We start from the raw sequence: 22,602 nt of genomic DNA, 5'->3' as shown, positions 1-22,602 counted from the left end.
CCGTTAGCGGCCGCGCTGAAAAAGGTCGCGGCCGGGGGCAGGCGATCCACCGTTCGCCGGCCCCGGCCAGCTGGCTCCTGCCCCTCAGGGGTTCGTGGGTTGGAACCTGGCCGGTTGTAGCGCGGCACGCTTGCGCACGGGCTTGACCATCAGCCCCAGCCCTCCACCGATCAGCAGGATCGCCGCCATGAAGTACATCGCGGCCTGGGTATTGCCCGTCACCTGGGTCAGCCAGCCCACCACGATGGTGCTGAAGAGTCCCGCCACGTTGCCCAGGGTGTTGATCAGCGCCACGCCCGCAGCGGCTGCCGCGCCACCCACCACCGCCGTGGGTAGGCCCCAGAACACCGGCAGGCTGCTGATCATGGCAGCGGTGCCGATGGTCAAGCCGAACATGGCCAGCATCAGGTTGTCGCCAAAGAAAGTGCCGAACGCCACGCCCAGGGCGCCGATGCAGGCGCAGATCGCCAGGTGCCAGCGGTACTCGCCATGGCGGTCGGAGCTGCGGCCCACCAGCACCATGCTGATCGCGGAGGCGGCATAGGGCAGGGCGGTGAGTGCGCCAATGACCCAGGGCTGTTGTACACCGCTGTTGCGAATGATGGTGGGCAACCAGAAGCTGATGACGTATTGGCCCAGCACCAGGCAGAAGTACACGCCGCCCAGCAGCCAGATCTGCGGATGGAACAGGCCGTCACGCAGGCGGTGGCTGTGCTTTTGCGCGGCTTCGCGGTCGATGGCGGCTTGCATGCCCTGGCGCTCCTCTACGGTGAGCCAGTGGGCATCGGCGATGCGGTCGCGCAGGAGGAAGAACACCGCGGCGCCGAGGGCCACGGCGGGCAGGCCTTCGATCACGAACAGCCATTGCCAGCCGGCGTAGCCGGACACACCGTCGAGGTGTTGCAGGATCAGCCCGGAGATCAGCGAGCCGAACAGGCTGGAAATCGGCAGGGCCATGATGAACAGGGCCGTCATCACGCCCCGGCGACGGCTGGGAAACCAGGTGGTGAGGTAGAAGATGATGCCGGGAAAGAAACCCGCCTCGGCGATGCCGATCAGCAGGCGCAGGACGTAGAAGGCCAGCGGTGTCTGGATGAACATCATGGCCGCCGACAACAGGCCCCAGGTGACCATGATGCGGGCGATCCAGCGCCGGGCGCCGAAGCGGTGCAGGGCGACGTTGCTGGGGATCTCGAACAGCAGGTAGCCGACGAAGAAGATCCCGGCGCCCAGGCCATACACCGCTTCGCTGAACTTGAGGTCGTCGAGCATCTGCAGCTTGGCGAAACCGACGTTGACCCGGTCCAGGTACGCCACCAGGTAACACAGGATCAGCAAGGGGATGATGCGCCAGGCGGTCTTGCTATAGGCCGGCTGCAAGGCGGCATCGTCGAGGGCCGTGGGCGGCTGTTGGGACTGGTTCATGGTGGGCCTCTTTATTTTTGTTGTGTGAGCGGCTGATGAAAAACGTGCCTCAGGGTTCGGGCAGCAGGCGGGTGGCCGGCCATTCGCCGGATCGACACATGTCGCGGACCAACTGCGCAATCAGGTCGGCGATGGTGCTGCGCAGGCTGCTCTCGGGCAGGGCGGCGCAGACGCAGATGCCCAGGGTTCGAAACACCTCCCTGGGGCTGATGGCATGGGCCACCAGCCGGCCTTCGGCGACTTCGCGCAGGGCCAGGTTCAGCGGCATGATGCTGGGGCCGATGCCGGCCTCCACCGCGCTCTTGAGGATGTGCACCGAGTTGACCTCCATGGCCACCGTGGCGGGCGGTAGCTGCAAGCGCTCCAGGGCCTGGTCGACGCAGGCCCGGGTGCTGTGGCTGTGGGCGCGGCTGGGAAACACCAGCGGCCGGGCCACGGCCTGGGCCAGGGTCACGGCCCCGGGCGGCGGGGCATGGGGATCGTCGGCGCGATGGATCAGGTAGAAGTCCTCTTCGAGCAGCGGGCTGAAGCGCACCTGCGGGGGCAGGCCGAAGGGACTGAACAGGGCGATGTCGACCCGGCCCCGGACCAGTTGCTCCACCAGGTTGCCGGTGAGTTCCTCGTTCAGTTGCAGCTCGACCTTGGGATGGCGCCGGGCCACGGCCTGGATCAGCGGCAGGGCGACGATGCTGGCCACGCTCTGGGGCAGGGCCACGACGATGCTGCCGGTGAGCGCTCCGGGCTCGCTGCTGATGGCCGCACGGGCAGCGCGCAGGTGCTTGAGCAGGCCCTGGGCATGTTCGTAGAACAGCCTGCCGGACTCATTGATGCTGATGCCGCTGTTGCTGCGCTGGAACAGCTGCACGCCGAGGTCGGCCTCCAGGGCCGCCATCTGCTTGCTCAGGGCCGATTGCGCCACGTGCACTTCCCGTGCGGCCCGGGACAGGCTGCCGGCATCGACCACGGCGACGAAGTACTTCAGCTGGCGGATTTCCATCGCAGCTCCTTGCGGGCCAGGCCCTAGTTGGCCACGGGGCCCCGGGGGAAGATCTTGCCCGGGTTCATCAGTTGCCGCGGATCGAGGGCGGCCTTGATCGCCGCCATGGCGTCCATGGCGTGCTGCCCGTGTTCCAGGCCCATGAAGCCTTGCTTGGTCAGCCCGACTCCGTGCTCGCCAGTGCAGGAGCCCTGCATGGCGATGGCCCTTTGCGCCAGGCGCTGGGCCACGGCCTCGGCCCGTTGCAGTTCGTCGGGGCTGCCTGGATCCACCAGGATCACCGCATGGAAATTGCCGTCACCGACATGGCCGAAGATCGGCGCCAACAACTCTTGTTCTCGCAGGTCGGCAGCGGTGGCCTCGATGCATTCGGCCAGGCGCGAGATCGGCACCACGGCGTCGGTGGTCAGGGCGCGACAGCCGGGGCGCAGGGCCAGGGCGGCGAAGTAGCCGTCGTGCCGGGCCTGCCACAGGCGGCTGCGGTCTTCCGGGTGCACCGCCCACTCGAAATCCTGGCCGCCGTGTTCGTCGGCCAGCAGGCGGATGGTCTCTACCTGTTCCTTGACCGAGGACTGCGAGCCATGCAGTTCGAAGAACAGCCCCGGCGCCTCGTTCAATTGGGTTTTGCTGTAGGCATTCAGGGCGCGCACGGTGAGGGCGTCGATCAGCTCGATGCGGGCGATCGGCACCCCCAGCTGGATGGCCTGGATCACCGTGCGCACTGCTTGGTCGACGCTGGGGAAGTTGCATATCGCGGCGCAAATCGCTTCGGGGATCGGGTGCAGTTTCACCGTCAGTTCGGCCAGCGTGGCCAAGGTGCCGCCGGAGCCCACCAGCAGGTGGGTGAGGTCATAACCCGAAGAGGATTTACGCGCCCGGCCGCCGGCTTGCAGGACCCGACCATCGGCCAGCACCGCGTTCAGGGCCAGGACGTTTTCGCGCATGGTGCCGTAGCGCACGGCGTTGGTGCCCGAGGCGCGGGTTGCCGCCATGCCGCCCAGGGAGGCGTCGGCACCAGGGTCGATGGGGAAGAACAAGCCGGTGCCGTGCAGCGCGGCGTTGAGCTGCTTGCGAGTCACCCCCGGTTGCACGGTGGCGTCCATGTCGTCGACGCGGATCTCGAGGATCTGGTTCATGCCCGACAGGTCGATGCAGATCCCGCCATGCAGGGCATGGACCCAACCTTCCAGGGAGCTGCCGCTGCCGTAGGGAATGATCGGCACCCGATGGCGGTGGCAGGCCTGCTGCACGGCGATGATTTCGTCGAGATGATTGACGAAGGCCACGGCCTGGGGTGGCATGGGATCCAGCGCCGAGATGTCCTGGCCGTGGTGTTCGCGCACGCTGGCGGCAAGGCTCAGGCGCGAGCCCAAGAGGTTGGTGAGTTCGTCCACCAGGGCGGCGGGCAGCGGCGGGACGTCGGGGGTAGCGAAGGCAGGGGGCAGCATCGGGCGATCTCCGGTTTATTGTGCGCACCGCTGGCCGGGCCAGGGTGGGGAGTTGCCCATATCCTAACTGCATGAACGAGGCGTCGGTCATGCAGATTGGAGATGGCCTTATCGCGAGGGCAGATGGCGGCCAAGGCTTCGTGTAGGCGCTGGCGCAGGCTGCGCACGCCTCGGGACGAGGCGCGGGGTCAGAAGTTGATCGAGGCGCTCAGGCGTGCGCTCAGCGGTGCGCCCTGGAACAGGTAGTCGTCGCCCAGGTACTCGCCGACGTCACGCCAGTAGCGCTTGTCGAACAGGTTGTCCACGGTCAGGCGGAACACCGTGTCGTAGCCATCGATACGGGTGCTGTAGCGGCTGCCGATGTTGAAGATTGCGTAGCTGCCGGCGCTGACGTTGCCCGTGCGGTCGGCGTACTTGCTGGCGCTGTATTGCATCCCGCCCAGCAGGGCCAGGCCGTCGAGCCAGGGCAGGGCGTAGTCGCCCTGGAGGCTGGCCCGCAGGCGCGGCACGTTGAGGGCCTGATGGCCTTCGTAGGCCGGGGTGCCGGTGCCTTCGACCCGCGCGCGAATCGCCGCGACGCTGGCGGCGATCTGCAAGCGCTGGGTGGCCCAGCCATTGGCCGAGAGTTCCAGACCGGTGTTCTTTTGCTGGCCTTGCTGGATATAGGTGAACTGGCCATCGCCGTCCGGGCGCGCGTACTGGTAGGCCTGGCGCATCTGGAACAACGCGGCGGTGAAGCTCATGCGCTGCCAGTCGTACTTGACCCCGGTCTCGATCTGCCGCGATACGGTGGGGGCCAGGGTGGTGCCGCTATTGCGTGTGGAAAAAGGCGCCTGCCCACCCAGGGACAGACCTTTGCCGTACTGGGTGTAGAGCGACAGGTTGGCCACCGGCTTGTAGATCAGCGCCGCCTGGGGCAGGAACATGTAGCGCTGGGTATGGCGTTCACGCGCGCCATTGGTGTCGAAGCTTTCTTCATCCAGGCGCACTTCACGCCCACCCAGAACGGTCTGCCATTGCTCGTTGAAACTGATGCGGTCGCTGAAGAACAGGCCGTACTGGCGACTGTCCAGGCGTTTGTGGGAGTCGTTGAGGGCCCCAGCGTAGCGGCGGAGGGTATCGGGTTCGCTATTGATATTGCCGCTGTCGAACGATTCATTGATAGGTTCACGTCGATCTACCACTCGGCGGAACGCGCTGGTGCCCAGGCTCAGCTCATGCCCCAGTCCTCCTGCATCGAAACGACCATTGAGCACTGCCTGGATTTCATCGTTGCGACGGGTGTCGTCGGGGCTACGGAAATCGTAGATATCGTAGTTGCCTTCCGGGCTGAAAAAATTAGGCACTGCGATATCAGAGCAACTGGTGGATTTGTAGCACCCCCACGCAAACGAGCTGTAGTCATCGATCACCACCCGGCTACGCGAGGCGCTCAAGTTGCCTTTCCAGTCGTCGTTGAAGCGGTACTCGAAGTTGCCGCTGATGTTCAGCGATTCGTTGGTCACCGGTTTCGAGCCGCTCTGGTGGGCCAGCAGCTTCTTCGGCGAGGCGTGGTGCGGCAGCGCCGACCCGCCCAGCAGCTGGTAGCCAGGGGCCGAGCGCTGCTCCTTGTTCTGGTATTCGATGTCCAGTTGCAGCAGGGCATTGGGGCTGATGTTCCAGTCGAAGGCCAGGGAGGCGAAATCCCGTTGGCCGTTGGCGTGTTCGACATAGGAATGCAGGTCTTCGTGGGCCAGGTTGGCCCGCAGGCCGAACTGCTGCTCGCTGCCGAACCAGCCGCCGACATCGGTGGCCAGGTAACCGCTGCCGCGATCGTCGGTGGAGACGGTGACCGAGCGAATATCCGTGGGGCGTTTGGTCACGTAGTTGATCAGTCCGCCGGGTTCGCTGACGCCGCTCTGCAGGCCGGACAGGCCCTTGAGCAACTCCACCCGCTGCTTGTTTTCCAGGGCCACGTTCTGCTCGCCAGTGATGGTGCGGCCGTTGATCTTGTAGCTGCTGGCGGCATTCAGGGCAAAGCCACGGACCTCGAAGTTCTCGTAGTAGCCCACCGGCGCGTAGCTCTGGCCTACCGAGGCATCGTTACGCAGGACTTCGCTGAGCAGCCGTGCCTGCTGGTCCTTGATCATGTCCTCGTTGATCACGCTGATGGATGCCGGAGTGTCCAGCAGCGGCGCTTCGTCGAAGCTGCCCACCGAGGCACTGTCGCTGCGGTAGCCGTAGGCCTGGGTAGCGCTGACAGTCTGGGTCGGTAGTTCGGTGGCAGCACCTGCAGCGCTGGTGCTGGCGGCCAGCAACAGGCCGAGGGTCAGGCGATTGAGGGTGTGCCCGGCGGTGCGCGCTGGCGCTGGGGCGGTCGGGTGGGTGCGGTTCATGGGCGTTCCTTGAGGGCCAGCCTGTTCCGTGGCAGGCGCCAGGGCATTCCTGGAGCTGGTGTTCGGTGAGCTGTGCGGGCAGGGGAAACCGCAGGCTGGCGAGTCGGTATGGGCGACGATCGGTGCGCGGTTTTCGGGCTGGCGCCATCATACAAGGTGCGGCGATGGGGTAAAGGCGGAAGAGGCGATGAAGCAGGACGACAGAGCGGTGGTTGTCACCGACGAGGGTGGGGGTCAGCGCTTGGACTCCTCGCTGGCCTTCTGCAGGGTTTCGATCTGTCTTTCCAGGAACTCGACCCGGCGCAGCAGCAGGGCCACCAGCTTGTCGTCTATGTTGCGGGCATCGTCGTTGGCCAGGGACTTCTCCAGGCGGTCGACGATTTCGTGGTTCATGCTGCGGTTTTCCTGCCTGGCGACGCGCTTGACCTGCGCATGCAAGTCATCGGGAAGACGGACGATGAATTTCTGGACCTGTGCGCGCATAGCGTATTTCCGAGCGGTTAAAAAATCGCATCATAAAAAGGCCATGAGCGGGGTGGCTTCAGGAAAATTCTGAAAGAAGTGCTGATTGTGCTGGGCAAGCAGTAGGCAATCATCGAGCCCCAACACCGGAGCTGGTTCTGACCACCTGCCTAGCGTTCAGGTACATATCGCAGCCCGATCAGTTCCCAATCGTTCCAGGTGGGTTCTATGTCCGGTCTCCAGAGGACCGGGATCCTTCGCAGGAGCTTCAAGGTCTCCTTGCAGTAATAGCCGCCATGGATTCGCCCCTTCGTTTCCACGGCCAAGGGAAAGGCCCCTGGTTCCGGTGGCAAAGGCAGCTTCCATCCGGGTTCGACCCGGGTACGGGCCAGCGCGAAGCGTTGCTCCACCAAAGCCTGGAGGGTCGATGGCAGGTACTGATAGGCGCAAGTCTGTTGCCTGGACAGGGACAGCTGGGTGAACTGCTTGAAGGTCACATAGCCCTTGTGGCCGGCTAGCGTCTCCAGGTCCTGCCTCGATAACACGTGGAACCGGGTGTCATCGAAGACAATCGCTCCCTGTTCTTCCCGTAGCGGCTGTGGCAGTTCGGCGAGGATGTAGTAGTGAGCCTGGAACGCCTTGCGCACCAGGTTCCTGTCCTGCAACAGGTTCCAACAAGCGGTCTGCTCGAGGCGCCAGCTCTGCGGTGAGGCAGTGCTTTTGATTTCTATGGTCAGGCCCCAGGTAAGCTGCAGATCGAATACGTCGCCCTGGTGCTGCTGCTCGAAACTTTTCCTCAGACTTTTGCGCAGGTGATCCGGGTAAGGATTTTGCCAGGTGAAGTGTTCTACCAGGCACCCCGCGATCTGTTCGGCATGGTCAATCAAGTGCTGGCATAGCAGGTATTCGATCAGGAGTCCGCGCAGAAAGGGTGTCTGCAGGTTGGAGAAAGCCCAGGACCAAAATCCAGCGGCGTTGCGCTGGGTATCGATCCGATCGAATTTGAATTGGCTGTTCGAGGTCAGGCTCGGCACTGGCGGCAAGTCCTTTTGCTGGGGTGATGGTTCAGGCGCGTGTCTTGTACCAGCTTTGCATTCTGGGGCAATAGCCGGACAGCGAGTACCTGACGAAACACCGGTAGCGGCTTGCGCAAAACCCTTGCAGCGTCCCAACCAGCCGAAGATCGTCGAGTACCTGTTGGCTCCTGCCACCACCGATCCGCTGCTGCCGGAACCCACGGGCGCCGACCTGTGCCATCGGCCTTCGTTCTGGTTCCGCCTGAAGATGTCCGGCTTCGCCCTGGGCTTGGCGGTGTTGGTTGGCCTGGCGACCTATGGGGCCTGGTGGGGCTTCAGCCATGACCATGAAGGCCTGGTGATCCTCGGGATCCTGGTGTTGTACTTCGTGCTGGATACGGTCTGAGCCGGCGGCCCGGACCGGCCCTCGTGGGGCCGGCCGGGCTATGTAGCGGCCGGCTCAGCGCCGATCCAGCCACACGGTCTGGGCGTTGCAGAATTCACGCACGCCAAAGTGCGAGAGCTCACGGCCGAAGCCGCTTTTCTTCACGCCGCCGAAAGTCACCCGCGGGTCGCTGGCGCTATAGCCGTTGATGAACACACCACCGGTTTCCAGTTCGTCGGTCATTTGCCGGGCGCGCTCCAGGTCGGCGGTGAACAGGGTTGCGGTCAGGCCGAACTCGCTGTCGTTGGCCAGTTCCAGGGCGTGTTGGGCGTCGCGAGCGGTGATGATCGAGGCCACCGGACCGAACAGCTCCTCTTTGAACGAGGTCATCTGGTCGGTAACGCCGGCCAGCACCGTGGGCGGGTAATAGTTGCCCGCGCCCGCGGGCTTGACGCCGCCCAGCAACAGGCTGGCACCTTCGGCCAGGGTCGCCTCGACCTGCTGGTGCAGTTCGTCGCGCAGGTCGAAGCGGGCCATGGGGCCGATATAGGTGTCGTTGGCCAGTGGGTCGCCCATCACCAGGGTGCGGGTGGCTTCGACGAAACGCCGGGTGAATTCCTCCACCACGCCTTGCTCGACGATCAGGCGCTTGGCGGCGGCGCAGACCTGCCCGGTGTTCTGGTAGCGGCCGACTACCGCGGCCTTGACCGCTTCGTCCAGGTCGGCGTCGTCGAGCACGATGAAGGGGTCGGAGCCGCCCAGTTCCAGCACGCATTTCTTCAGTGCGGCACCGGCCTGGGCACCAATGGCGATGCCGGCGCGCACGCTGCCGGTCAGGGTCACGGCGGCGATGCGTGGGTCGGCGATGGCCCGGGACACGCCGTCCGGGGTGACGTTGACCAGCTCGAAGACCCCCTCGGGGAAGCCGGCCTTGTGCATGGCTTCCAGCAGCAGGTAGGCGCTGCCCATGACGTTCGGCGCGTGCTTGAGCACGTAGGTGTTGCCGGCCAGCAGCGCCGGTACTGCGCCGCGCAGTACTTGCCAGATGGGGAAGTTCCACGGCATCACCGCCAGGATCGGCCCCAGCGGTCGGTACTCGATGCGGGCCTTGTGGTGTTCCACCAGGGTCGCTTCCGGGGCCAGCATGGCCGGGCCGTGCTTGGCGTACCACAGGCACAGCTGGGCGCATTTCTCGATTTCGCCCCGGGCCTGGGCCAGGGGCTTGCCCATTTCCTGGGTGATCATGCGGGCCAGGGCTTCGCCGCTGTCGCGCAGGACCTGGGCCAGGGCCACCAGGTAGCCGGCGCGGTTGGCGACGTCCAGGCGCCTCCACTGGCCGAAACCGTGGCGGGCCCGCTCCAGGGCGGCGTCCAGGGCGACATCCGACTGATAGGGATAGGCGCCGATCCGCTCGCCGGTGGCGGGGTTGATCGACAGGGCATGGGTATGGCTGGAAACAGAAGTCATGGCACCGTCCTGCAAGGTGGGAATGGCAGCAGGTTACGGGGCTGGTTCTTTGCTGAAAACTGAATAATATTGAGCAAGTCGTTCACGATTGGAGAATGCAGTGGATCTGGTCCAGCTAGAGATTTTCAAGGCTGTTGCCGAGCAAGGCAGCATCAGCGCCGCGGCGCAGTTGATCCATCGAGTGCCGTCGAACCTGACCACGCGCATCAAGCAGCTGGAGCAGGACTTGGGCGTGGAGCTGTTCATCCGCGAGAAGAGCCGCATGCGCTTGTCGCCCGCCGGCTGGAACTTCCTCGACTATGCCCGGCGCATCCTCGACCTGGTGGCCGAGGCGCGCCTGACCGTGGCTGGCGAAGAGCCCCAGGGGCCCTTTGCCCTGGGCTCCCTGGAAAGTACCGCGGCGGTGCGCATCCCGGCGTTGCTGGCGGCCTACAACCAGCAATACGCCAAGGTCGAGCTGGACCTGTCCACCGGCCCCTCGGGGACCATGCTCGAAGGTGTGTTGTCCGGCCGATTGGTGGCGGCGTTCGTCGATGGCCCGTTGCGCCATCCGACCCTGGAAGGGCTGCCGGTGTTCGAGGAGGAAATGGTCCTGATCGCGCCCCTGGGCCATGCCCCCATCACCCGGGCACGTGAGGTCAACGGTGAAAGCATCTACGCCTTTCGCGCCAACTGCTCCTATCGCCACCATTTCGAAAGCTGGTTCACCCAGGACGCCGCGGTGCCGGGCAAGATCCACGAGATGGAGTCCTACCACGGCATGCTGGCGTGCGTCAGCGCCGGCGCCGGGTTGGCGCTGATGCCGCGCAGCATGTTGGAAAGCATGCCCGGGGCAGCCACGGTCAGCGTCTGGCCCTTGTCTGCGCGCTTTCGCTACCTGCAGACCTGGCTGGTCTGGCGGCGCGGCACGGTGTCCCAGAGCTTGAGCAGTTTTGTGAAGTTGCTGGAGGAGCGGGGGGCCGTGCTGGCTGAGGGATGAATGGGGCTGCCCGGCCATCGCTCGATGGCTGCGTCGGTGCGATTTGTGTAGGCTCGCGGCCTTTGCCTCGCATCTGGAGATGAGTCATGACCGATCAGCTTTGCCTTGTGTTCGTGCCGGCGTTGGTGGCGGTGTTGCTCAATGCCGAGACCACCAAGGGCACGCCCCTGACCGAAGCCGAAGTGCTGGAGATTCGTGACAGCGCCGCCTGCATCGCGGTGCCGGTGGAGGTGGCACTGAGCATGGAAAACGAGCGGGGCTATCGCGATCTGGTGGCCGAGGACTGCTGGGCGCAATGGCAGCAGTATCGGCGCGAAAGCCGAGCCTGAGAGGCCGTCTCGGCGCGCCAGCGGTGGGTTTTCGGGAGCGCCGGGCAGTGGCTGGGAGCGGTTTCTCAGCGCCTGCTCAAGGCCAGGCGCGCCGCGAATAGCACGAAGATCATGCCGGTGGTGCGATCCATCCACTGAATCACCTTTTCCCGTCGCAGCACCCCGCTCAGGGAGCGAGTGGCGCCAATCAGCAGCAGTGACCAGATCAGCCCGAGCATCACATGGATGCTCACCAGGGCGAAGGTCCAGGCCACCAGTGGCTGCCCGTGGGGAATGAACTGCGGCAGAAAGGACACATAGAAAATCCCCACCTTGGGATTGAGCACATTGCCCAGCATGCCCTTGAGAAACCAGTTGGCACCGGGCTTGGCGTCGGTGCCTGCGGGGGCAAAGGTGCGGCGCGGACGCAGCAGCATGTGCACCCCGAGCCAGGCCAGGTAGGCGGCGCCGCAGTACTTGAGCAGGTTGAAGGCCAGCTCCGACACCGCGATCAGGGCCCCCAGGCCGAACGCCACCGCGGCGCCCCACAACAGGCAGCCGGCATTGATCCCCAACGCTGCGCGCAGCGCCTGGCGCTTGCCCTCCACCGTGGCGGTGCGCAGTACCAGGGCGGTATCCAGCCCTGGGGTCAGGGTCAGCAGGGTGGCGGCCAGGGTGAAGGCCAGGAGGTTGTCGGCGACGGTCATGGGCATGGGCTCTGCAAGTGGTATTGGGGCCCACCTTGGCAGGCGGGCAGGGCAGATCGGGCAATCTCAGGCCCGCTGGAAGGCCGAGATCCGCAAGGTCTTGATCAACAGCTGCTGCAAGTGGTCGACAGGCCTGGAGCCTTTGCTGGCACGGCTGCGATACACCGCCACCTGCATCGGTTCCAGCGGGCCCAAGCCCTCCTGTTCGCCGAGTATCTGTAAATGTTCCGGGACACTGCAACGGGTCAGGGCCGCCACCGCCAGGCCGCTCTCCACCGCGGCGATCTGCCCGGCCAGGCTGGAACTGTTGTAGACCACCCGGTACTCGCGGCCCTGCAGGGCCAGTGAGTTGATCGCACTGCGCCTGGCCAGGCTGACGCTTTCGTACACGGCGATCGGCAGCGGATCGCGGCGCCAGATATCGAACTGCGGCGAGCCGACCCAGACCATGGGTTCATGGAACAGCAGGGTGCCGCGTCGCGAGTGATCGCGGGAGATCAGCGCCAGGTCGAGCTCGCCTTGCTCCACCCGGGGGATCAGCGATGTCGACTGCTCGCAGTCCAGCTCGATTTCCACCGCTCCGTGGCGCGGGGCGAAGCGCTTGAGCGCCGGGGTCAGGTATTTGGCCGCGTAGTCGTCCGGCACCCCGAGGCGCACCCGCCCCGCCAGCTCAGCACCGTGGAAGGCCGATTGCGCATCGGCATGCAGGTCGAGCAGGCGCCGGGCGTAACCCAGCAGCACCTGGCCATCGGCGGTCAGTTGCAGGTGCCGGGCATCGCGCAGCAGCAACTGGCGGCCGACCGCGGCTTCGAGTTTTTTCAACTGCATGCTGATGGCCGATTGCGAGCGATGAACCTGTGGCGCGGCACCGGACAACGACCCGTTATCCACCACCGCGACAAAGCACTTGAGCCAGTCGAGCTGCAGATCCTGTTGTTTCATGGGGCGACTCTCGTATTCGAGAAGCGAATGCTATGCAGGCGAATTATGCGCTTTTCGCTGCATTACGTCTGGTAGATAGTGCCTGCCTGTCCGTTGCGCGGGCCTCGCGCCGCGCCTGTCGAACCCTGCGTGCACCCGACTGCGGTGCCGCCAGCCAAAGGAAGCCTGATTGTGCTGAGCATCGATAAAGCCGCCCCCGCGCTGCAGTTCCATGAGGTGCTGGATGGCTTCAGGCGCCTGCTACCCATTTCCCTGTTCGTGATGATCTTCGGTGCCGCCTTCGGCCTGGCAGCGGTGCAGGCGGGCCTGGATCGCTCAACCATAGTGCTGATGAGCACCCTGGTGTTCGCCGGGGCGGCGCAGTTCGCGGTACTCGACCTGTGGGGAGCCCAGGTGCCGCTGCTGCCCCTGGTGGCGACGGTCTTCGCCATCAACGCTCGGCACCTGCTGATGGGCGCGACCCTGTATCCCTGGCTCAAGGAGCTGCCGCGCGGCCAGCGCTATGGGGTGATGCTGGTGGTCTCCGATGCCAACTGGGCCATGTCGATGCAGGCCTTCGATGCCGGCAAGCCGGGATTGGGCCTGTTGTTCGGGGGCGGTCTCGCGCTGTGGTCGACCTGGGTCGCTGGCAGTTGGCTGGGCCTGTACCTGGGCAGTTCGCTGCACGACCCGGTGAGTCTGGGCCTGGACATGGTAATGGGCTGCTTCCTGCTGGCCATGGTGATCGGCGGCCAGAAGAGCCTGCGCCTGCTGGTCATCTGGAGTGTCGCCGCCGGTTCAGCGCTGTTGGCCTACCGCTACCTGCCGGAGAACACCCATGTGGTGGCCGGAGCCTTGTGCGGGGGTATCGTCGGAGCGTTATGGATGGAGCAGCAGCATGCACATTGAAACCAGCGGTTCGGGCCTGTTGCTCATTGTGTCGATCATGGCCGTGGTGACCCTGGCCACACGCTGGGGCGGCGTACTGGTGATGTCCTGCGTGCCGATCAACCAGCGAGTGCGCCAGTTCATCGGGGCCATGTCCGGCTCGGTCCTGGTGGCGGTCCTGGCCCCGCTGGCGGTCACCGGCGACAGCGGCGCGCGGCTGGCCTTGCTGACCACCGCGGTGATCATGCTGCTGTTGAACAAACCCCTGCCGGCGATTGCCGCCGGCATAGTCGCCGCAGGATTGCTGCGGGCATTGTGAGGGCGCTGGTGCTGCTCAGGCCTTGCAGCGGACCAGCGCCAGATAGACCCCTGCGCCCTTGCCGGGCTCGATGTAATGGGCGCCCTCCAGGTCAGTCACCAAGGTCGGGGCAATGGCCAGCTCCAGTTCCGGAGCTCCCTGATACCACTCGTCACGATCATCCAGGCCGTGCCTGAACGCTTCCAGAAAGGCCGCCAGGTCGGCGAACTTGCCGTAGCTGTAGCCGCCTTGCTGGTCCCTGTAGAACTTCGAGTACGTCAACATCACGATTCCCCAGCGCTCGATGGGTTCGTGGGGCGAGGTGCGGGGGATCTGCTTGACCAGGTCCCTGCGGATCTCCCAGATCTTGTCATAGGCGTTCTTGTTGTTGTGCACCACCTTGAACTCGATGGCAGTGCTGGGGTGCTTGCCGTAGCTGTCCTCGATCCAGATATCCACCTTGCGCCGCTCGGCGGCGATCAGCCAGCGGGGAACATTGCTACGTTCATCGAGCAGGCCGCCAAGGCCGAATGTATCGCGGTTGATGTCCAGCAAAGCCGCCGACTCCAGGCTCAACCACAGTTCCGGGGCAGCGCTGACCACGATGGACTTGAGGATGCGCTGGCGTTCTTCCTGCTGCAGGTGTTCGAGCAAGCGATTGGTGAAAGCGCGAACAAAGGACATGGTGATCTCCCTATCGAATGTATGAGGTGGGTGTTGCGGCCGGGGTTCAGAGGGGACCGCGAGGTGCGGGGATGCCCAGTTGCAGTTGCCGGGCTTCGATCTGTTTGTCCACGGCGCGCTTGCCACTGAACAACTTGAGGTACTGCACGGTGGGCGGCAGTTGTCCTGCGAGCAACGCCAGCATATCCAGGGCCGGAGTCCTGATCAGGCGCAAATCGCTGACCTGCGAGCTTTCCAGGCCCTTGATCTCACCCAGGGCCTTGAGGTTGGCCAGATGCAGCAGCTGCAGTTGCGGGCAACCTCGCAGATCCAGGCGGCCCAACTGCGCCTGATCCTCGATCTTCAGCACTTGCAGTTGCGGGAAACCGCCCAGGTCCAGTTGACTCAGGCCGCGCACCCGCAGGATATCCAGCTCCCGCAGCTGCTCGTGATGCAGTTCCGGCATGGTTTCGCGGCTGCCGAAACTAACCGACAGGCTATGCAGGCCAGCCATGCCGGCCACCATGCCAAGGGGCGTCTTGGCCGACATGCGATGCAGGCTCAGGCTGTGGATGCCCGGGCACTGGCCCAGGACATCCAGGTTGTGGTCCTGCACGCTGATGGACAGCCGGTGCAGCTCACGCATCTGGCCAATGGGCGCCAGATCCAGGGCCGGGCCTTTGTCCAGGGAGATCCGCAGGGTTTGCAGGTGCCTGAGATTGGGCAGGGCCAGCAGGCCGGGCAGATCGGCGCTGATCACTTGCAGCTCGAAGTGTCGCAGCCTGGACAGGCTGGCGATGGCCTCGAAATGCTCCAGGGTATCGAGGCAGTCCAGGCTCAGGGCGTGGACGTTGGGCAAGGCCAGCAGGGTCCGGCTATCGAAGGCGCTGCCCGGGTGGTGGCTGTAGAAACGAACCATCAGCCGCTCGCCATAGCGGGCGCAAAGCGCATCGAGCCGGGCAAGCAGTTCGCGATCGTATTGCTGGAGGCTGGCGAACTGGACGATGAGCCGGGCCTGGGGGCTGGCATCCAGGTGGGTAGAGACCTGCAAGTCCAGGTCGGCCTGGCTGGGGGCTTGAATACGATGGGAAAACATCAACGGTCCTTGATGATTGGCGCGCAGCATCATGCCATCGATGGGGGGCTTGGGGTATCGCGCTCGAGCAATTGGCGAGGGCTGCGCCCCGGGGGGCGCGGCCTCTGGCTCGGTTGCGGCTACAAGGCCGGTGCCTGGCAGCTCATGGGTCGACCTGGCCCATCAGCTCGCTCACCGATTCCGGGCGCTTGGCGTAGCGCTGGGCCAATACCGCACAAACCATCAGCTGGATCTGGTGGAACAGCATCAACGGCAGGATCAGCACACCCATGGTGCTGCCGGCGAACAGCACCTGGGCCATGGGTACGCCGGTGGCCAGGCTCTTCTTCGAGCCGCAGAACAAGATGGTGATGCGATCTTCCTGGTCGAAGCCCAGCAGCTTGCCCAGGAAGCTGGAGGCCAGCAGCACCAGGCCCAGGAGGATGCAGCAGGCCACCACCAGGCCGGCCAGGTCCCACAGCGGGATCTGCTGCCAGATGCCTTCGTTCACCGCCTCGCTGAAGGCGCCGTAGACCACCAGCAGGATCGAGCCCTGGTCGACGAACTTCAGCCAGTCCTTGTTGCGCCCGACCCAGGCGCCGATCCAGCGCCGGGCGATCTGCCCGGCAATGAACGGCAGCAACAGTTGCACGCTGATCTTGACGATCGCGTCCAGGGTCGAGCCGCTGTCACCGTGGACGTTGAGCAGCAGGGTCACCAGCAGCGGTGTGAGGAAGATCCCGAACAGGCTCGAGGCCGCGGCGCTGCAGATGGCCGCCGGGATATTGCCCCGGGCCAGGGACGTGAAGGCGATCGCCGACTGCACCGTGGCCGGCAGCGCACAGAGGTAGAGCATGCCCAGGTACAGGTCCTTGCCCACCATGGGCGAGAGCAGCGGCTTGAGCGCCAGGCCCAGCAGCGGGAACAGCACGAAGGTCAGGCCGAAGACCAGCAAGTGCAGCCGCCAGTGGCCAGCCCCGGCGATGATCGCCTCGCGTGAGAGCTTGGCGCCGTGGAGGAAGAACAGCAGGCCGATGGCGAGGTTGGTCAGCCAGGCGAAGCCCGTGGCCACCTGGCCGCTGGCGGGCAGGAAGCTGGCCAGCAGGACGACGCCGATCAGGGTCAGGGTGAAGTTGTCGGGTAACAGGCGGGAGCGGGACATGAGCAGGATCATCCGGGGGGTTGCCAAGAGCGATGGGGCGACTCTAACGTGCCTGTCATCTACCGACTAACGCCAAAGAGCCAGTTAATGCCGCCTAAAGGACATGAAAAGATCGTCAGGCGCAGTATTCCCGGTCTTCCCAGCTTGCCGCGACCGGTGTACGGACGTACTGAATCCTTGCCCAACCGGGCCCTGACCCGGCGTCACAGCCATCCCTGGGTGCAGTTGTCCTATGCCATCGCCGGGGTGCTGGAGATCCAGACCAGCGCTGGGCGCTTCATCGCGCCGCCACAACGGGCGGTGTGGATTCCCGCTGGAGTACCGCACCGGGTGTTCAGTTCGCCGCGTACCGAAATGCGCAGCCTGTACCTGGATTGCAGCGTCACCGCCTGGGCCGATACCGACAACTGCCAGGTACTGGCGGTCAGCGACCTGTTGCGCGAGCTGATCCGCGCCTTCAGCGAGCTGCCGGTGGAGTACGTGCAGGACAGCGCCGACGGTCGCCTGGCCCAGGTGCTGCTGGACCAGCTGGCCGCCGCGCCGCAACTGGACCTGATGCTGCCGCTGCCCCATGACGTGCGCTTGCGTTCGATCTACCGCAGCCTGCAGGCCCGTCCCGAACAGCAGACCACCCTGGGCCAGTGGGGGCAGAAACTCGGCGTCACCGAGAAGACCCTCAGCCGCTTGTTCCTCAAGGACACCGGGTTGACCTTCCGAGCCTGGCGCCAGCGCCTGCGCCTGCTGGGCGCTTTGACGCCGCTGGAGCAGGGCGAGCGGGTCACCGACGTGGCGTTGGCGTGTGGCTACGATTCCACCTCGGCCTTCATCGCCGCCTTCCGTCAACAGTTCGATGCGACCCCAGGCGAATTCTTTGGCTGAACCAGCAACCGCGCCATCGCCCGGCGACTCGGCACGAGCCTGCGGCAGCGGCTACCCCCGGGCAGTATCCGGTGGCTCATTCACTGTTCGCGATAGCGCCCCGGGGTCATGCCGAACCAGCGGATGCAGGCCTTGTGGAAACTGCTCTGGTCGCGAAACCCCAGCAATGCGCCGATGTACTTCACGCTGCGCATGGAATTGCGCAGGAAGCTGTGGGCCAGCATCAACCGGGCTTCGTCTTGCAGCGCCGAGAAATGCACGTCTTCGTGGCCCAGGCGGCGCTGCAGGCCACGGGCGCTGACGCCGACCATCTCGGCGATGTGCGGCAGGTCGCTGGGCGCGCCACGGGCCAGGCATTCGGAAAGGGCCCGACGCACCCTTGCGGTCATCGAACCGCTGAGCAGCACGTTGAGCCGGGTGCGGGCGTATTCGGTGTGCAGCACGTCCAGGGCCGGGTCGGCGCTGGGTAGCTCGATGGCGCAGTCCTGGCTGCTGAAGGTCAGGCTGTTGTGCGGGGCGCAGAACTGCAGGTTGTCCCCCAGCAGGCGGCGCAGGGCGCGGGTATCCGCAGGCTCGGCGTAGGTGAAGGCCGCCGCCAGGGGGCGTGGCTTGTGCTGGGGCAGCAACCAGTGCAGCAGGCCCAGGGTCTGGGCTGCCCCGGCATCGATCACTGCCCGGGGGATCGACGAAGGCTCGGCGGTGACGTCGAAGCCGATCAATTGCATGGCCTGCGGCTTGCGTTCCAGGCACATGCAGAAACCGTTGCTGATCAGCGCGTGGTAGTCCACCAGGCGTTGCAGCGCCGTGCCCAGGGTCGCGCAGGACATCACCGCATACCCCAGCGCCTTGAGATTGGCCGGGTGGGCCTTGTCGTAGGCCAGCAGGCCCAGGTCCGGGTTGCCGGTACGGCGACAGGCCTCGCCCATCATCTGGTAGACCAGTTCCAGCCTGACGCCCTTGGGGTTCTCATCAACGTCCTGGGGGCTGCTGCCGAACTGCCTGAGCAGGGCGTCGACATTGGCGCCGCCCTCTCTCATGACATCGGCGAGCACCCGAAAGCTGGCGCTGGTCATTCTGTGCATAGGTCTTCCTGGACTGGTGGCTAAACGATGCCGATGCGGCCTCGGGCATGATTGCAATAAACAAAAGGCCGCAGACGATTAAGCAGGGAGGCAGGTTTCCGAGGACAAGCGAAAGGTGTCCGGGAACACTTCCTCCGGGCCTGAGTGAGGGTCGATCATGCTCGGGCAGGGACCCTTGGGTGACCGCGGCAAGCGCTTTGCCGCGCCACTCTTGCCAGGGTGTGCCGTTGCCTTGTCGAGGGATCTGTCATGCACAGCAGCAAAGAGTTTTATCGCGAACTGGCCGAAGGGCGCCTGATGCTGGCGTTCCAGCCGGTGGTCTGGCTGCCGGACCACAATCGGGTGCTGTATTACGAAGGGCTGCTGCGCCATGGCGCTGCCCAGGGTGGCGAGGCCTATCCCCTGGCGCTGCTGGAGGCGCAGCCGCTGATGCGTGAGCTGGACCGGGCCGTGGTACTCGCGGTGATCGATTGCCTGCGCCGGGACGAGCGCCTGCGCCTGGGCTGCAACATCTCGGCCCGCAGCGCCATCATCGACTCGTTCTGGTTCGCCATCCTCGACCTGCTGCGCGAGGCGCCGTCGCTGGCTTCGCGGCTGGTGATCGAGATCACCGAGAGCGCCACGCCCCCGAGCATCGAGGCAGCCAGTGAATTCGTCCTGTGCCTGCGCGGGCTGGGCTGCCGAGTGGCCATCGACGACTTTGGCGCGGGCCTGGGTACCCTGGAGTTCATCCGCCAGACCCGGCCGGATATCGTCAAGATCGACAAGGGTTATATCCAGCGTGCCCGCAGCGAGGCCAACAGCGTGCAGACCCTTGGGCATCTGGTGCAGTTGTGCAAGACCCTGGCTCCGTGCGTGATCGTCGAGGGCGTGGAAAGCGCTGCCGACCAGAGCCTGGCCAGCGCCTGCGGTGGCGAGTGGGGGCAGGGCTACCTGTTTGGCCGGCCCCAGGTGGAGCGCCTGGGGCGTGCCTGTCGGTTGCAACGGGCCATGCCTGAACTGTATGTGCCGGACCAGGCCTGATCCGCTTTCGCCTCGTCACGCCAGCCAAGCCGCTGAGGACGCGCCAAGGCCGCTGCTCAGGCCAGCGGCACGCAGCGCTGGCCAACGTCCAGGAAGGGCTCGCCCAGGGGTGGGGAATCTTCAAGGTTCGGGTGTTTGCTGGACGAATTCATGTTGCGCTTGGGGCGCTCCGGCTGCACGGCGTCATAGGGCAGCAACAGGGTGTCGAGCAAGGCGTCTGCCGGCAGGGTGGCGACGATTGCGATCGGGCAGACCACCATGACCCAGCAGCCGCCGGTGAGCATGCGGCCGTAGCCATCCATGTCGTAGCCGGTGAGTACCTGGGCGCTGGTCCGGGTGCTGCGGTAGTAGCGATCGTCGCGCCAGTCCAGGCTGCCGCCGCGGGCCATGTAGGTGCCGCAGCCGGACAGCAGCAGGGTATTGAGCAACAACAGGGAGCTGAGGATTCGGATGATAGTGAGTCCACAAGGGGCTTGAGGGAAAGCTGGAACAGGGTCAGTCGTTCAGCGCGTCGTAGGGCAACAGGGCGGTGTCGGCCACCAGGTCCACCGGCAGGCTGACGATGGCGACCACCGGGCAGACGATGCTCATCCAGCAGAACAGCGTGGTGTAGCCGTCGTAGCCAGTGGCGCCGCGCATGGTCAGCAGCTCGACGTTGGCCTGGGTGCCCTTGTAGTAGTCGTAGCCGCTATGGGCATCGGGGGTGCGGGCGATGAGGGTGCCACAACCGGTCAATGCCAGCAGGGCGAACACGAGCGCGGGTTTGAAGAGTTCGATGGCGCCATTCCTTAGCCGGGGATTTTTTGCGCGCGCATGGTCGCAGAAGCCCGCTGCGGGCGCTAGATTGGGCGCGGATAAATCATCGCCCCCAGGAGTTTCCATGCCGCAGCCCCGTACCCTTGACCTGCTGTTCGCCGAAGAGCCACTGACCTGGGGGCTGCGTGGCGACCCGTATCTGTGGCGGGCGATGGCGGTAGAGCTGGGCCGCACCCCCTGGCCCGACAGCCTGGAGCACCTGGACCTCGTCCTCGCCCAGGCCTTCGAGCGACTGACCGGCAGGGGCCTGGATGCCCAGGAGCATTTCTTCGTCGAGGCCTTCGCCCATGGCGGCATGTCCAGCGGGGGGATTTCCCCGCAGTTCTGGCGCGAAAAGGGCTTGCCGCGGCTACGCCAACGCTGGGCTGCTGCCTGATCAGCTCGCTGCGGGAATCAGCATCAGCAGGTCGGTGGCGCCCACATCCACCCCGGCCTGGGTCAGCAGGGTGGTGGCCTGGCCACGGTGGTGGGTCTGGTGATTGAAAAAATGCACCAGCAAGGCGTGGAAGTTGCGTTCCGCGGCGATGCCCCGGGTGTTGCTGTAGGGCAGGTCGTGATCCAGGTCGGCCTCCACCAGGGACTGGCTGAAGTCGAGGATGAGCTGGTCCAGCCACTGGCGTTGCTGCCAGAGCGCGCGGATATCCGGATACAGCAGGCTCTTGAGGTCTTGCGGGGTCGCCACCTGCTGCAGTGGCGCCAGGGCCGGATGCTGGCCTGGGTGCCGGGCAAAGCGCTTGAGCCAGATGGTATCGCCAGCCAGCAGGTGATTGAGGGTACCGAGGATCGAGCCGAAGAAGGCTTGCCGGTCCAGGACGAGTTGTTCGTCGGCAAGGCCCATGGCGGCCTGGTACAGGTTGGCATTCATCCACTGGTTGTAGCGGGCCATCAGGCCCAGGTGTTCGATACGGTTCATGGCCGCTCCTTGTTTTCATCAGGCACGGGACAGCTTGGCAAGGCTGCCGGCCCTGAGGCAAGGATTGGCGCCCGGGGTGTTAAAGTCCGCACCTTCGCAGGGTATTACAAGTGGTGGAAAAGGATGGTCGAACTGTTCCAGCGACATGGACGGATCTTCTGGCTGGCATTGCTGTTGGCTTGCTTGCCGTCGACGGTGTTCGCCGAACCTGGCGTTCCGGGCCTGGTAAAGGTGGCCCTGGACCGCCGGGTCATCGATCTTGCGGCTACCCTGGATGCCGCGACCCAGCAGCGCCTGGAGCGCAAGCTGGCTGCCCTGGAGCAGCGCCGGGGAGCACAGGTCGCGCTGATGCTGGTGCCCAATCTCGGCCAGCAGAGCATCGAGGCCCTGGGCAACCAGCTGTTCCGTGCCTGGAAGCTGGGGCGCAAGGGGCAGGACGACGGCATCTTGCTGTTGGTGGCCAAGAACGATCGCCAGGTGCGCATCGAGGTCGGGTATGGCCTGGAGGGGCAGGTCACTGACTTGCTGGCCGGGCAGATCATCGCCCGCGACCTGGTCCCGGCCTTCGCCCGGGGCGACTTTGCCGGCGGGATCGAGCGCGCCCTGGATGACCTGATCGTGCTGGTGGACGGAGGGCAGATGCCGATGGTCGACGACGAGCCGTCCGAGCCCGAACCCTTGAGCATTCCGCCCGAGGCCTACGCGTTGCTGCTGGCGTTCGTCTGTGGCTCGGTAGCCGGGGTGATGCTGGCTGCCGGCTGGGCCTGGCGCCGCGTGCTGGCGGGCCTGGTGTTGCTCACGGCGTTGTTGGTGGGGGCTGCCGGTGGCACGCAATGGCCGGTGCAACTGCTGATGGTGCCGCTGTGCATGTTGGTGGGGGGCGCCACGTTCGCCGGGCTGTGGCAGGCGCGGCGGGTGTTCTACGGTGTACTGGGGCTGTTGTTGTACATCGCGCTGCTGACCGTCGTCAGTCAGTACCTGGGCAGTTCGACCTTCCTCTACGGTCTGGCCTGGCCTGGGGCGGCGCTGCTGGTGATCGGCCTGCACTGGCTGCTCTGCGCCATGATGCATGCCCGCTGGAAGAAGAGCCCCAGGGGCTTTGCCTGGCGCGTGGCGGTGCTGTTGTCGCTGACGTTCTTGCTGGGCTCGACCGTGGGGGCCTGGGAGGCGCTGGAACACTGGTGGAAGGCGCTGCCGTTCGGTTATTTCCTGGGGGTCATGTTGTTCGTCAACGGCCTGAGCGTGCGTTGGAGCAGCGGCTCCGGCAGCAGCGGTGGAGGATCATCTGGCTCGGGAGGGGGATTTTCCGGGGG

Annotated in this window: 25 protein-coding genes; 9 read left to right on the top strand and 16 right to left on the bottom strand. The window is 65.3% G+C overall.

Going from position 1 to position 22,602, the window contains the following annotated elements; genetic code table 11:
* Nucleotides 1-84 precede the first annotated feature (84 nt).
* The 6 genes from AC3WK8_RS13300 to AC3WK8_RS13275 all read right to left on the bottom strand — a co-directional run bounded on the left by AC3WK8_RS13300 (nt 85) and on the right by AC3WK8_RS13275 (nt 7,741).
* Nucleotides 85-1,425 (bottom strand): MFS transporter, encoded by a 1,341-nt coding sequence (locus tag AC3WK8_RS13300; protein WP_103325587.1) that lies wholly within the window; start codon nt 1,423-1,425, stop codon nt 85-87.
* Between the two features lie 49 nt (nt 1,426-1,474).
* Complete coding sequence (locus AC3WK8_RS13295) at nt 1,475-2,422, bottom strand: LysR family transcriptional regulator (protein WP_103325586.1); 948 nt, start codon at nt 2,420-2,422, stop codon at nt 1,475-1,477.
* Nucleotides 2,423-2,445: 23 nt separating this feature from the next.
* The gene (locus AC3WK8_RS13290) at nt 2,446-3,870 is read right to left on the bottom strand and encodes an FAD-binding oxidoreductase (protein ID WP_103325585.1); all 1,425 of its coding nucleotides are present in this window, start codon (nt 3,868-3,870) and stop codon (nt 2,446-2,448) included.
* A 188-nt stretch (nt 3,871-4,058) separates the two neighbouring features.
* The gene (locus AC3WK8_RS13285) at nt 4,059-6,245 is read right to left on the bottom strand and encodes a TonB-dependent siderophore receptor (protein ID WP_103325584.1); all 2,187 of its coding nucleotides are present in this window, start codon (nt 6,243-6,245) and stop codon (nt 4,059-4,061) included.
* 234 nt (nt 6,246-6,479) lie between these two features.
* Nucleotides 6,480-6,728, bottom strand: coding sequence for an Arc family DNA-binding protein (locus tag AC3WK8_RS13280; RefSeq protein ID WP_022639593.1), 249 nt, complete (start codon nt 6,726-6,728; stop codon nt 6,480-6,482).
* A 149-nt stretch (nt 6,729-6,877) separates the two neighbouring features.
* Nucleotides 6,878-7,741: a hypothetical protein gene (locus tag AC3WK8_RS13275; protein ID WP_103325583.1), complete on the bottom strand. Its 864-nt coding sequence runs from the start codon at nt 7,739-7,741 to the stop codon at nt 6,878-6,880.
* 124 nt (nt 7,742-7,865) lie between these two features.
* On the opposite strand from AC3WK8_RS13275, the gene AC3WK8_RS13270 reads away from it, so the two are divergent.
* Nucleotides 7,866-8,129: a hypothetical protein gene (locus tag AC3WK8_RS13270; RefSeq protein ID WP_256592313.1), complete on the top strand. Its 264-nt coding sequence runs from the start codon at nt 7,866-7,868 to the stop codon at nt 8,127-8,129.
* A 54-nt stretch (nt 8,130-8,183) separates the two neighbouring features.
* Here AC3WK8_RS13270 and AC3WK8_RS13265 read toward each other — a convergent pair whose 3' ends face one another.
* Nucleotides 8,184-9,575, bottom strand: a complete 1,392-nt coding sequence (locus AC3WK8_RS13265) for an aldehyde dehydrogenase family protein (protein WP_103325582.1) — start codon at nt 9,573-9,575, stop codon at nt 8,184-8,186.
* 100 nt (nt 9,576-9,675) lie between these two features.
* Between AC3WK8_RS13265 and ptrR the strand changes: the two genes are divergently transcribed.
* Together ptrR and AC3WK8_RS13255 are read left to right on the top strand one after the other, a co-directional pair.
* Nucleotides 9,676-10,554, top strand: a complete 879-nt coding sequence (gene ptrR / locus AC3WK8_RS13260; RefSeq protein WP_053136534.1) for a putrescine utilization regulator PtrR — start codon at nt 9,676-9,678, stop codon at nt 10,552-10,554.
* 86 nt (nt 10,555-10,640) lie between these two features.
* Entirely contained in the window at nt 10,641-10,883 is a 243-nt protein-coding gene (locus tag AC3WK8_RS13255) for a hypothetical protein (RefSeq protein ID WP_022639588.1), read from the top strand.
* Nucleotides 10,884-10,948: 65 nt separating this feature from the next.
* Here AC3WK8_RS13255 and AC3WK8_RS13250 read toward each other — a convergent pair whose 3' ends face one another.
* Nucleotides 10,949-11,569 carry a LysE family translocator gene (locus tag AC3WK8_RS13250; RefSeq protein WP_103325636.1) on the bottom strand — a complete coding sequence of 207 codons (621 nt, stop codon included), beginning with the start codon at nt 11,567-11,569 and terminating at the stop codon, nt 10,949-10,951.
* A 66-nt stretch (nt 11,570-11,635) separates the two neighbouring features.
* Nucleotides 11,636-12,511, bottom strand: a complete 876-nt coding sequence (locus tag AC3WK8_RS13245) for a LysR family transcriptional regulator (RefSeq protein WP_103325581.1) — start codon at nt 12,509-12,511, stop codon at nt 11,636-11,638.
* Between the two features lie 171 nt (nt 12,512-12,682).
* Between AC3WK8_RS13245 and AC3WK8_RS13240 the strand changes: the two genes are divergently transcribed.
* A complete protein-coding gene (locus AC3WK8_RS13240) occupies nt 12,683-13,399 on the top strand; it encodes an AzlC family ABC transporter permease (protein WP_103325580.1) in 717 nt (238 codons plus the stop codon).
* The gene (locus AC3WK8_RS13235; RefSeq protein ID WP_103325579.1) at nt 13,389-13,697 is read left to right on the top strand and encodes an AzlD family protein; all 309 of its coding nucleotides are present in this window, start codon (nt 13,389-13,391) and stop codon (nt 13,695-13,697) included. The genes AC3WK8_RS13240 and AC3WK8_RS13235 overlap by 11 nt, the downstream gene beginning before the upstream one ends.
* 15 nt (nt 13,698-13,712) lie before the next feature.
* Here AC3WK8_RS13235 and AC3WK8_RS13230 read toward each other — a convergent pair whose 3' ends face one another.
* The 3 genes from AC3WK8_RS13230 to AC3WK8_RS13220 all read right to left on the bottom strand — a co-directional run bounded on the left by AC3WK8_RS13230 (nt 13,713) and on the right by AC3WK8_RS13220 (nt 16,576).
* A complete protein-coding gene (locus tag AC3WK8_RS13230) occupies nt 13,713-14,360 on the bottom strand; it encodes a hypothetical protein (protein ID WP_103325578.1) in 648 nt (215 codons plus the stop codon).
* Nucleotides 14,361-14,406: 46 nt separating this feature from the next.
* Entirely contained in the window at nt 14,407-15,435 is a 1,029-nt protein-coding gene (locus AC3WK8_RS13225; protein ID WP_103325577.1) for a leucine-rich repeat domain-containing protein, read from the bottom strand.
* Nucleotides 15,436-15,577: 142 nt separating this feature from the next.
* Nucleotides 15,578-16,576, bottom strand: a complete 999-nt coding sequence (locus AC3WK8_RS13220) for a bile acid:sodium symporter family protein (protein WP_053136758.1) — start codon at nt 16,574-16,576, stop codon at nt 15,578-15,580.
* An 87-nt stretch (nt 16,577-16,663) separates the two neighbouring features.
* Here AC3WK8_RS13220 and AC3WK8_RS13215 point away from each other — a divergent pair, with 87 nt between their 5' ends.
* A complete protein-coding gene (locus AC3WK8_RS13215; RefSeq protein WP_031320125.1) occupies nt 16,664-17,455 on the top strand; it encodes an AraC family transcriptional regulator in 792 nt (263 codons plus the stop codon).
* A gap of 80 nt (nt 17,456-17,535) precedes the next feature.
* Here the strand turns inward: AC3WK8_RS13215 and AC3WK8_RS13210 are convergent, their stop codons facing one another.
* Entirely contained in the window at nt 17,536-18,537 is a 1,002-nt protein-coding gene (locus AC3WK8_RS13210; RefSeq protein WP_031320123.1) for an AraC family transcriptional regulator, read from the bottom strand.
* Between the two features lie 249 nt (nt 18,538-18,786).
* On the opposite strand from AC3WK8_RS13210, the gene AC3WK8_RS13205 reads away from it, so the two are divergent.
* A complete protein-coding gene (locus AC3WK8_RS13205) occupies nt 18,787-19,560 on the top strand; it encodes an EAL domain-containing protein (protein ID WP_103325576.1) in 774 nt (257 codons plus the stop codon).
* Between the two features lie 56 nt (nt 19,561-19,616).
* On the opposite strand, the gene AC3WK8_RS13200 is transcribed toward AC3WK8_RS13205, so the two are convergent.
* The gene (locus AC3WK8_RS13200; RefSeq protein ID WP_085598623.1) at nt 19,617-19,991 is read right to left on the bottom strand and encodes a YceK/YidQ family lipoprotein; all 375 of its coding nucleotides are present in this window, start codon (nt 19,989-19,991) and stop codon (nt 19,617-19,619) included.
* A 64-nt stretch (nt 19,992-20,055) separates the two neighbouring features.
* Nucleotides 20,056-20,313 carry a YceK/YidQ family lipoprotein gene (locus AC3WK8_RS13195; protein WP_022639577.1) on the bottom strand — a complete coding sequence of 86 codons (258 nt, stop codon included), beginning with the start codon at nt 20,311-20,313 and terminating at the stop codon, nt 20,056-20,058.
* Between the two features lie 127 nt (nt 20,314-20,440).
* Between AC3WK8_RS13195 and AC3WK8_RS13190 the strand changes: the two genes are divergently transcribed.
* Nucleotides 20,441-20,752, top strand: a complete 312-nt coding sequence (locus tag AC3WK8_RS13190; protein ID WP_022639576.1) for a hypothetical protein — start codon at nt 20,441-20,443, stop codon at nt 20,750-20,752.
* Here AC3WK8_RS13190 and AC3WK8_RS13185 read toward each other — a convergent pair whose 3' ends face one another.
* Entirely contained in the window at nt 20,753-21,289 is a 537-nt protein-coding gene (locus AC3WK8_RS13185) for a DinB family protein (RefSeq protein WP_085598627.1), read from the bottom strand. It abuts the gene before it with no gap.
* Between the two features lie 123 nt (nt 21,290-21,412).
* Here AC3WK8_RS13185 and AC3WK8_RS13180 point away from each other — a divergent pair.
* The coding region (locus tag AC3WK8_RS13180) for a TPM domain-containing protein (RefSeq protein ID WP_103325574.1) at nt 21,413-22,602 on the top strand (1,190 nt) is incomplete at its 3' end.

The organism is Pseudomonas sp. FW507-12TSA, assembly GCF_058781435.1.
This window is presented reverse-complemented; position numbering and strand designations above follow the sequence as displayed.

Bases quoted from the DNA above. Each gene is read 5' to 3' on its own strand.
- AC3WK8_RS13230 (WP_103325578.1), bottom strand. From the start codon at position 14,360: ATGTCCTTTGTTCGCGCTTTCACCAATCGCTTGCTCGAACACCTGCAG.
- AC3WK8_RS13285 (WP_103325584.1), bottom strand. From the start codon at position 6,245: ATGAACCGCACCCACCCGACCGCCCCAGCGCCAGCGCGCACCGCCGGG.
- AC3WK8_RS13220 (WP_053136758.1), bottom strand. From the start codon at position 16,576: ATGTCCCGCTCCCGCCTGTTACCCGACAACTTCACCCTGACCCTGATC.
- AC3WK8_RS13235 (WP_103325579.1), top strand. From the start codon at position 13,389: ATGCACATTGAAACCAGCGGTTCGGGCCTGTTGCTCATTGTGTCGATC.
- AC3WK8_RS13245 (WP_103325581.1), bottom strand. From the start codon at position 12,511: ATGAAACAACAGGATCTGCAGCTCGACTGGCTCAAGTGCTTTGTCGCG.
- AC3WK8_RS13300 (WP_103325587.1), bottom strand. From the start codon at position 1,425: ATGAACCAGTCCCAACAGCCGCCCACGGCCCTCGACGATGCCGCCTTG.
- AC3WK8_RS13250 (WP_103325636.1), bottom strand. From the start codon at position 11,569: ATGACCGTCGCCGACAACCTCCTGGCCTTCACCCTGGCCGCCACCCTG.
- AC3WK8_RS13225 (WP_103325577.1), bottom strand. From the start codon at position 15,435: ATGTTTTCCCATCGTATTCAAGCCCCCAGCCAGGCCGACCTGGACTTG.
- AC3WK8_RS13185 (WP_085598627.1), bottom strand. From the start codon at position 21,289: ATGAACCGTATCGAACACCTGGGCCTGATGGCCCGCTACAACCAGTGG.
- AC3WK8_RS13255 (WP_022639588.1), top strand. From the start codon at position 10,641: ATGACCGATCAGCTTTGCCTTGTGTTCGTGCCGGCGTTGGTGGCGGTG.
- AC3WK8_RS13295 (WP_103325586.1), bottom strand. From the start codon at position 2,422: ATGGAAATCCGCCAGCTGAAGTACTTCGTCGCCGTGGTCGATGCCGGC.
- AC3WK8_RS13215 (WP_031320125.1), top strand. From the start codon at position 16,664: ATGCCGCCTAAAGGACATGAAAAGATCGTCAGGCGCAGTATTCCCGGT.
- AC3WK8_RS13265 (WP_103325582.1), bottom strand. From the start codon at position 9,575: ATGACTTCTGTTTCCAGCCATACCCATGCCCTGTCGATCAACCCCGCC.
- AC3WK8_RS13205 (WP_103325576.1), top strand. From the start codon at position 18,787: ATGCACAGCAGCAAAGAGTTTTATCGCGAACTGGCCGAAGGGCGCCTG.
- AC3WK8_RS13210 (WP_031320123.1), bottom strand. From the start codon at position 18,537: ATGCACAGAATGACCAGCGCCAGCTTTCGGGTGCTCGCCGATGTCATG.
- AC3WK8_RS13280 (WP_022639593.1), bottom strand. From the start codon at position 6,728: ATGCGCGCACAGGTCCAGAAATTCATCGTCCGTCTTCCCGATGACTTG.
- AC3WK8_RS13290 (WP_103325585.1), bottom strand. From the start codon at position 3,870: ATGCTGCCCCCTGCCTTCGCTACCCCCGACGTCCCGCCGCTGCCCGCC.
- AC3WK8_RS13190 (WP_022639576.1), top strand. From the start codon at position 20,441: ATGCCGCAGCCCCGTACCCTTGACCTGCTGTTCGCCGAAGAGCCACTG.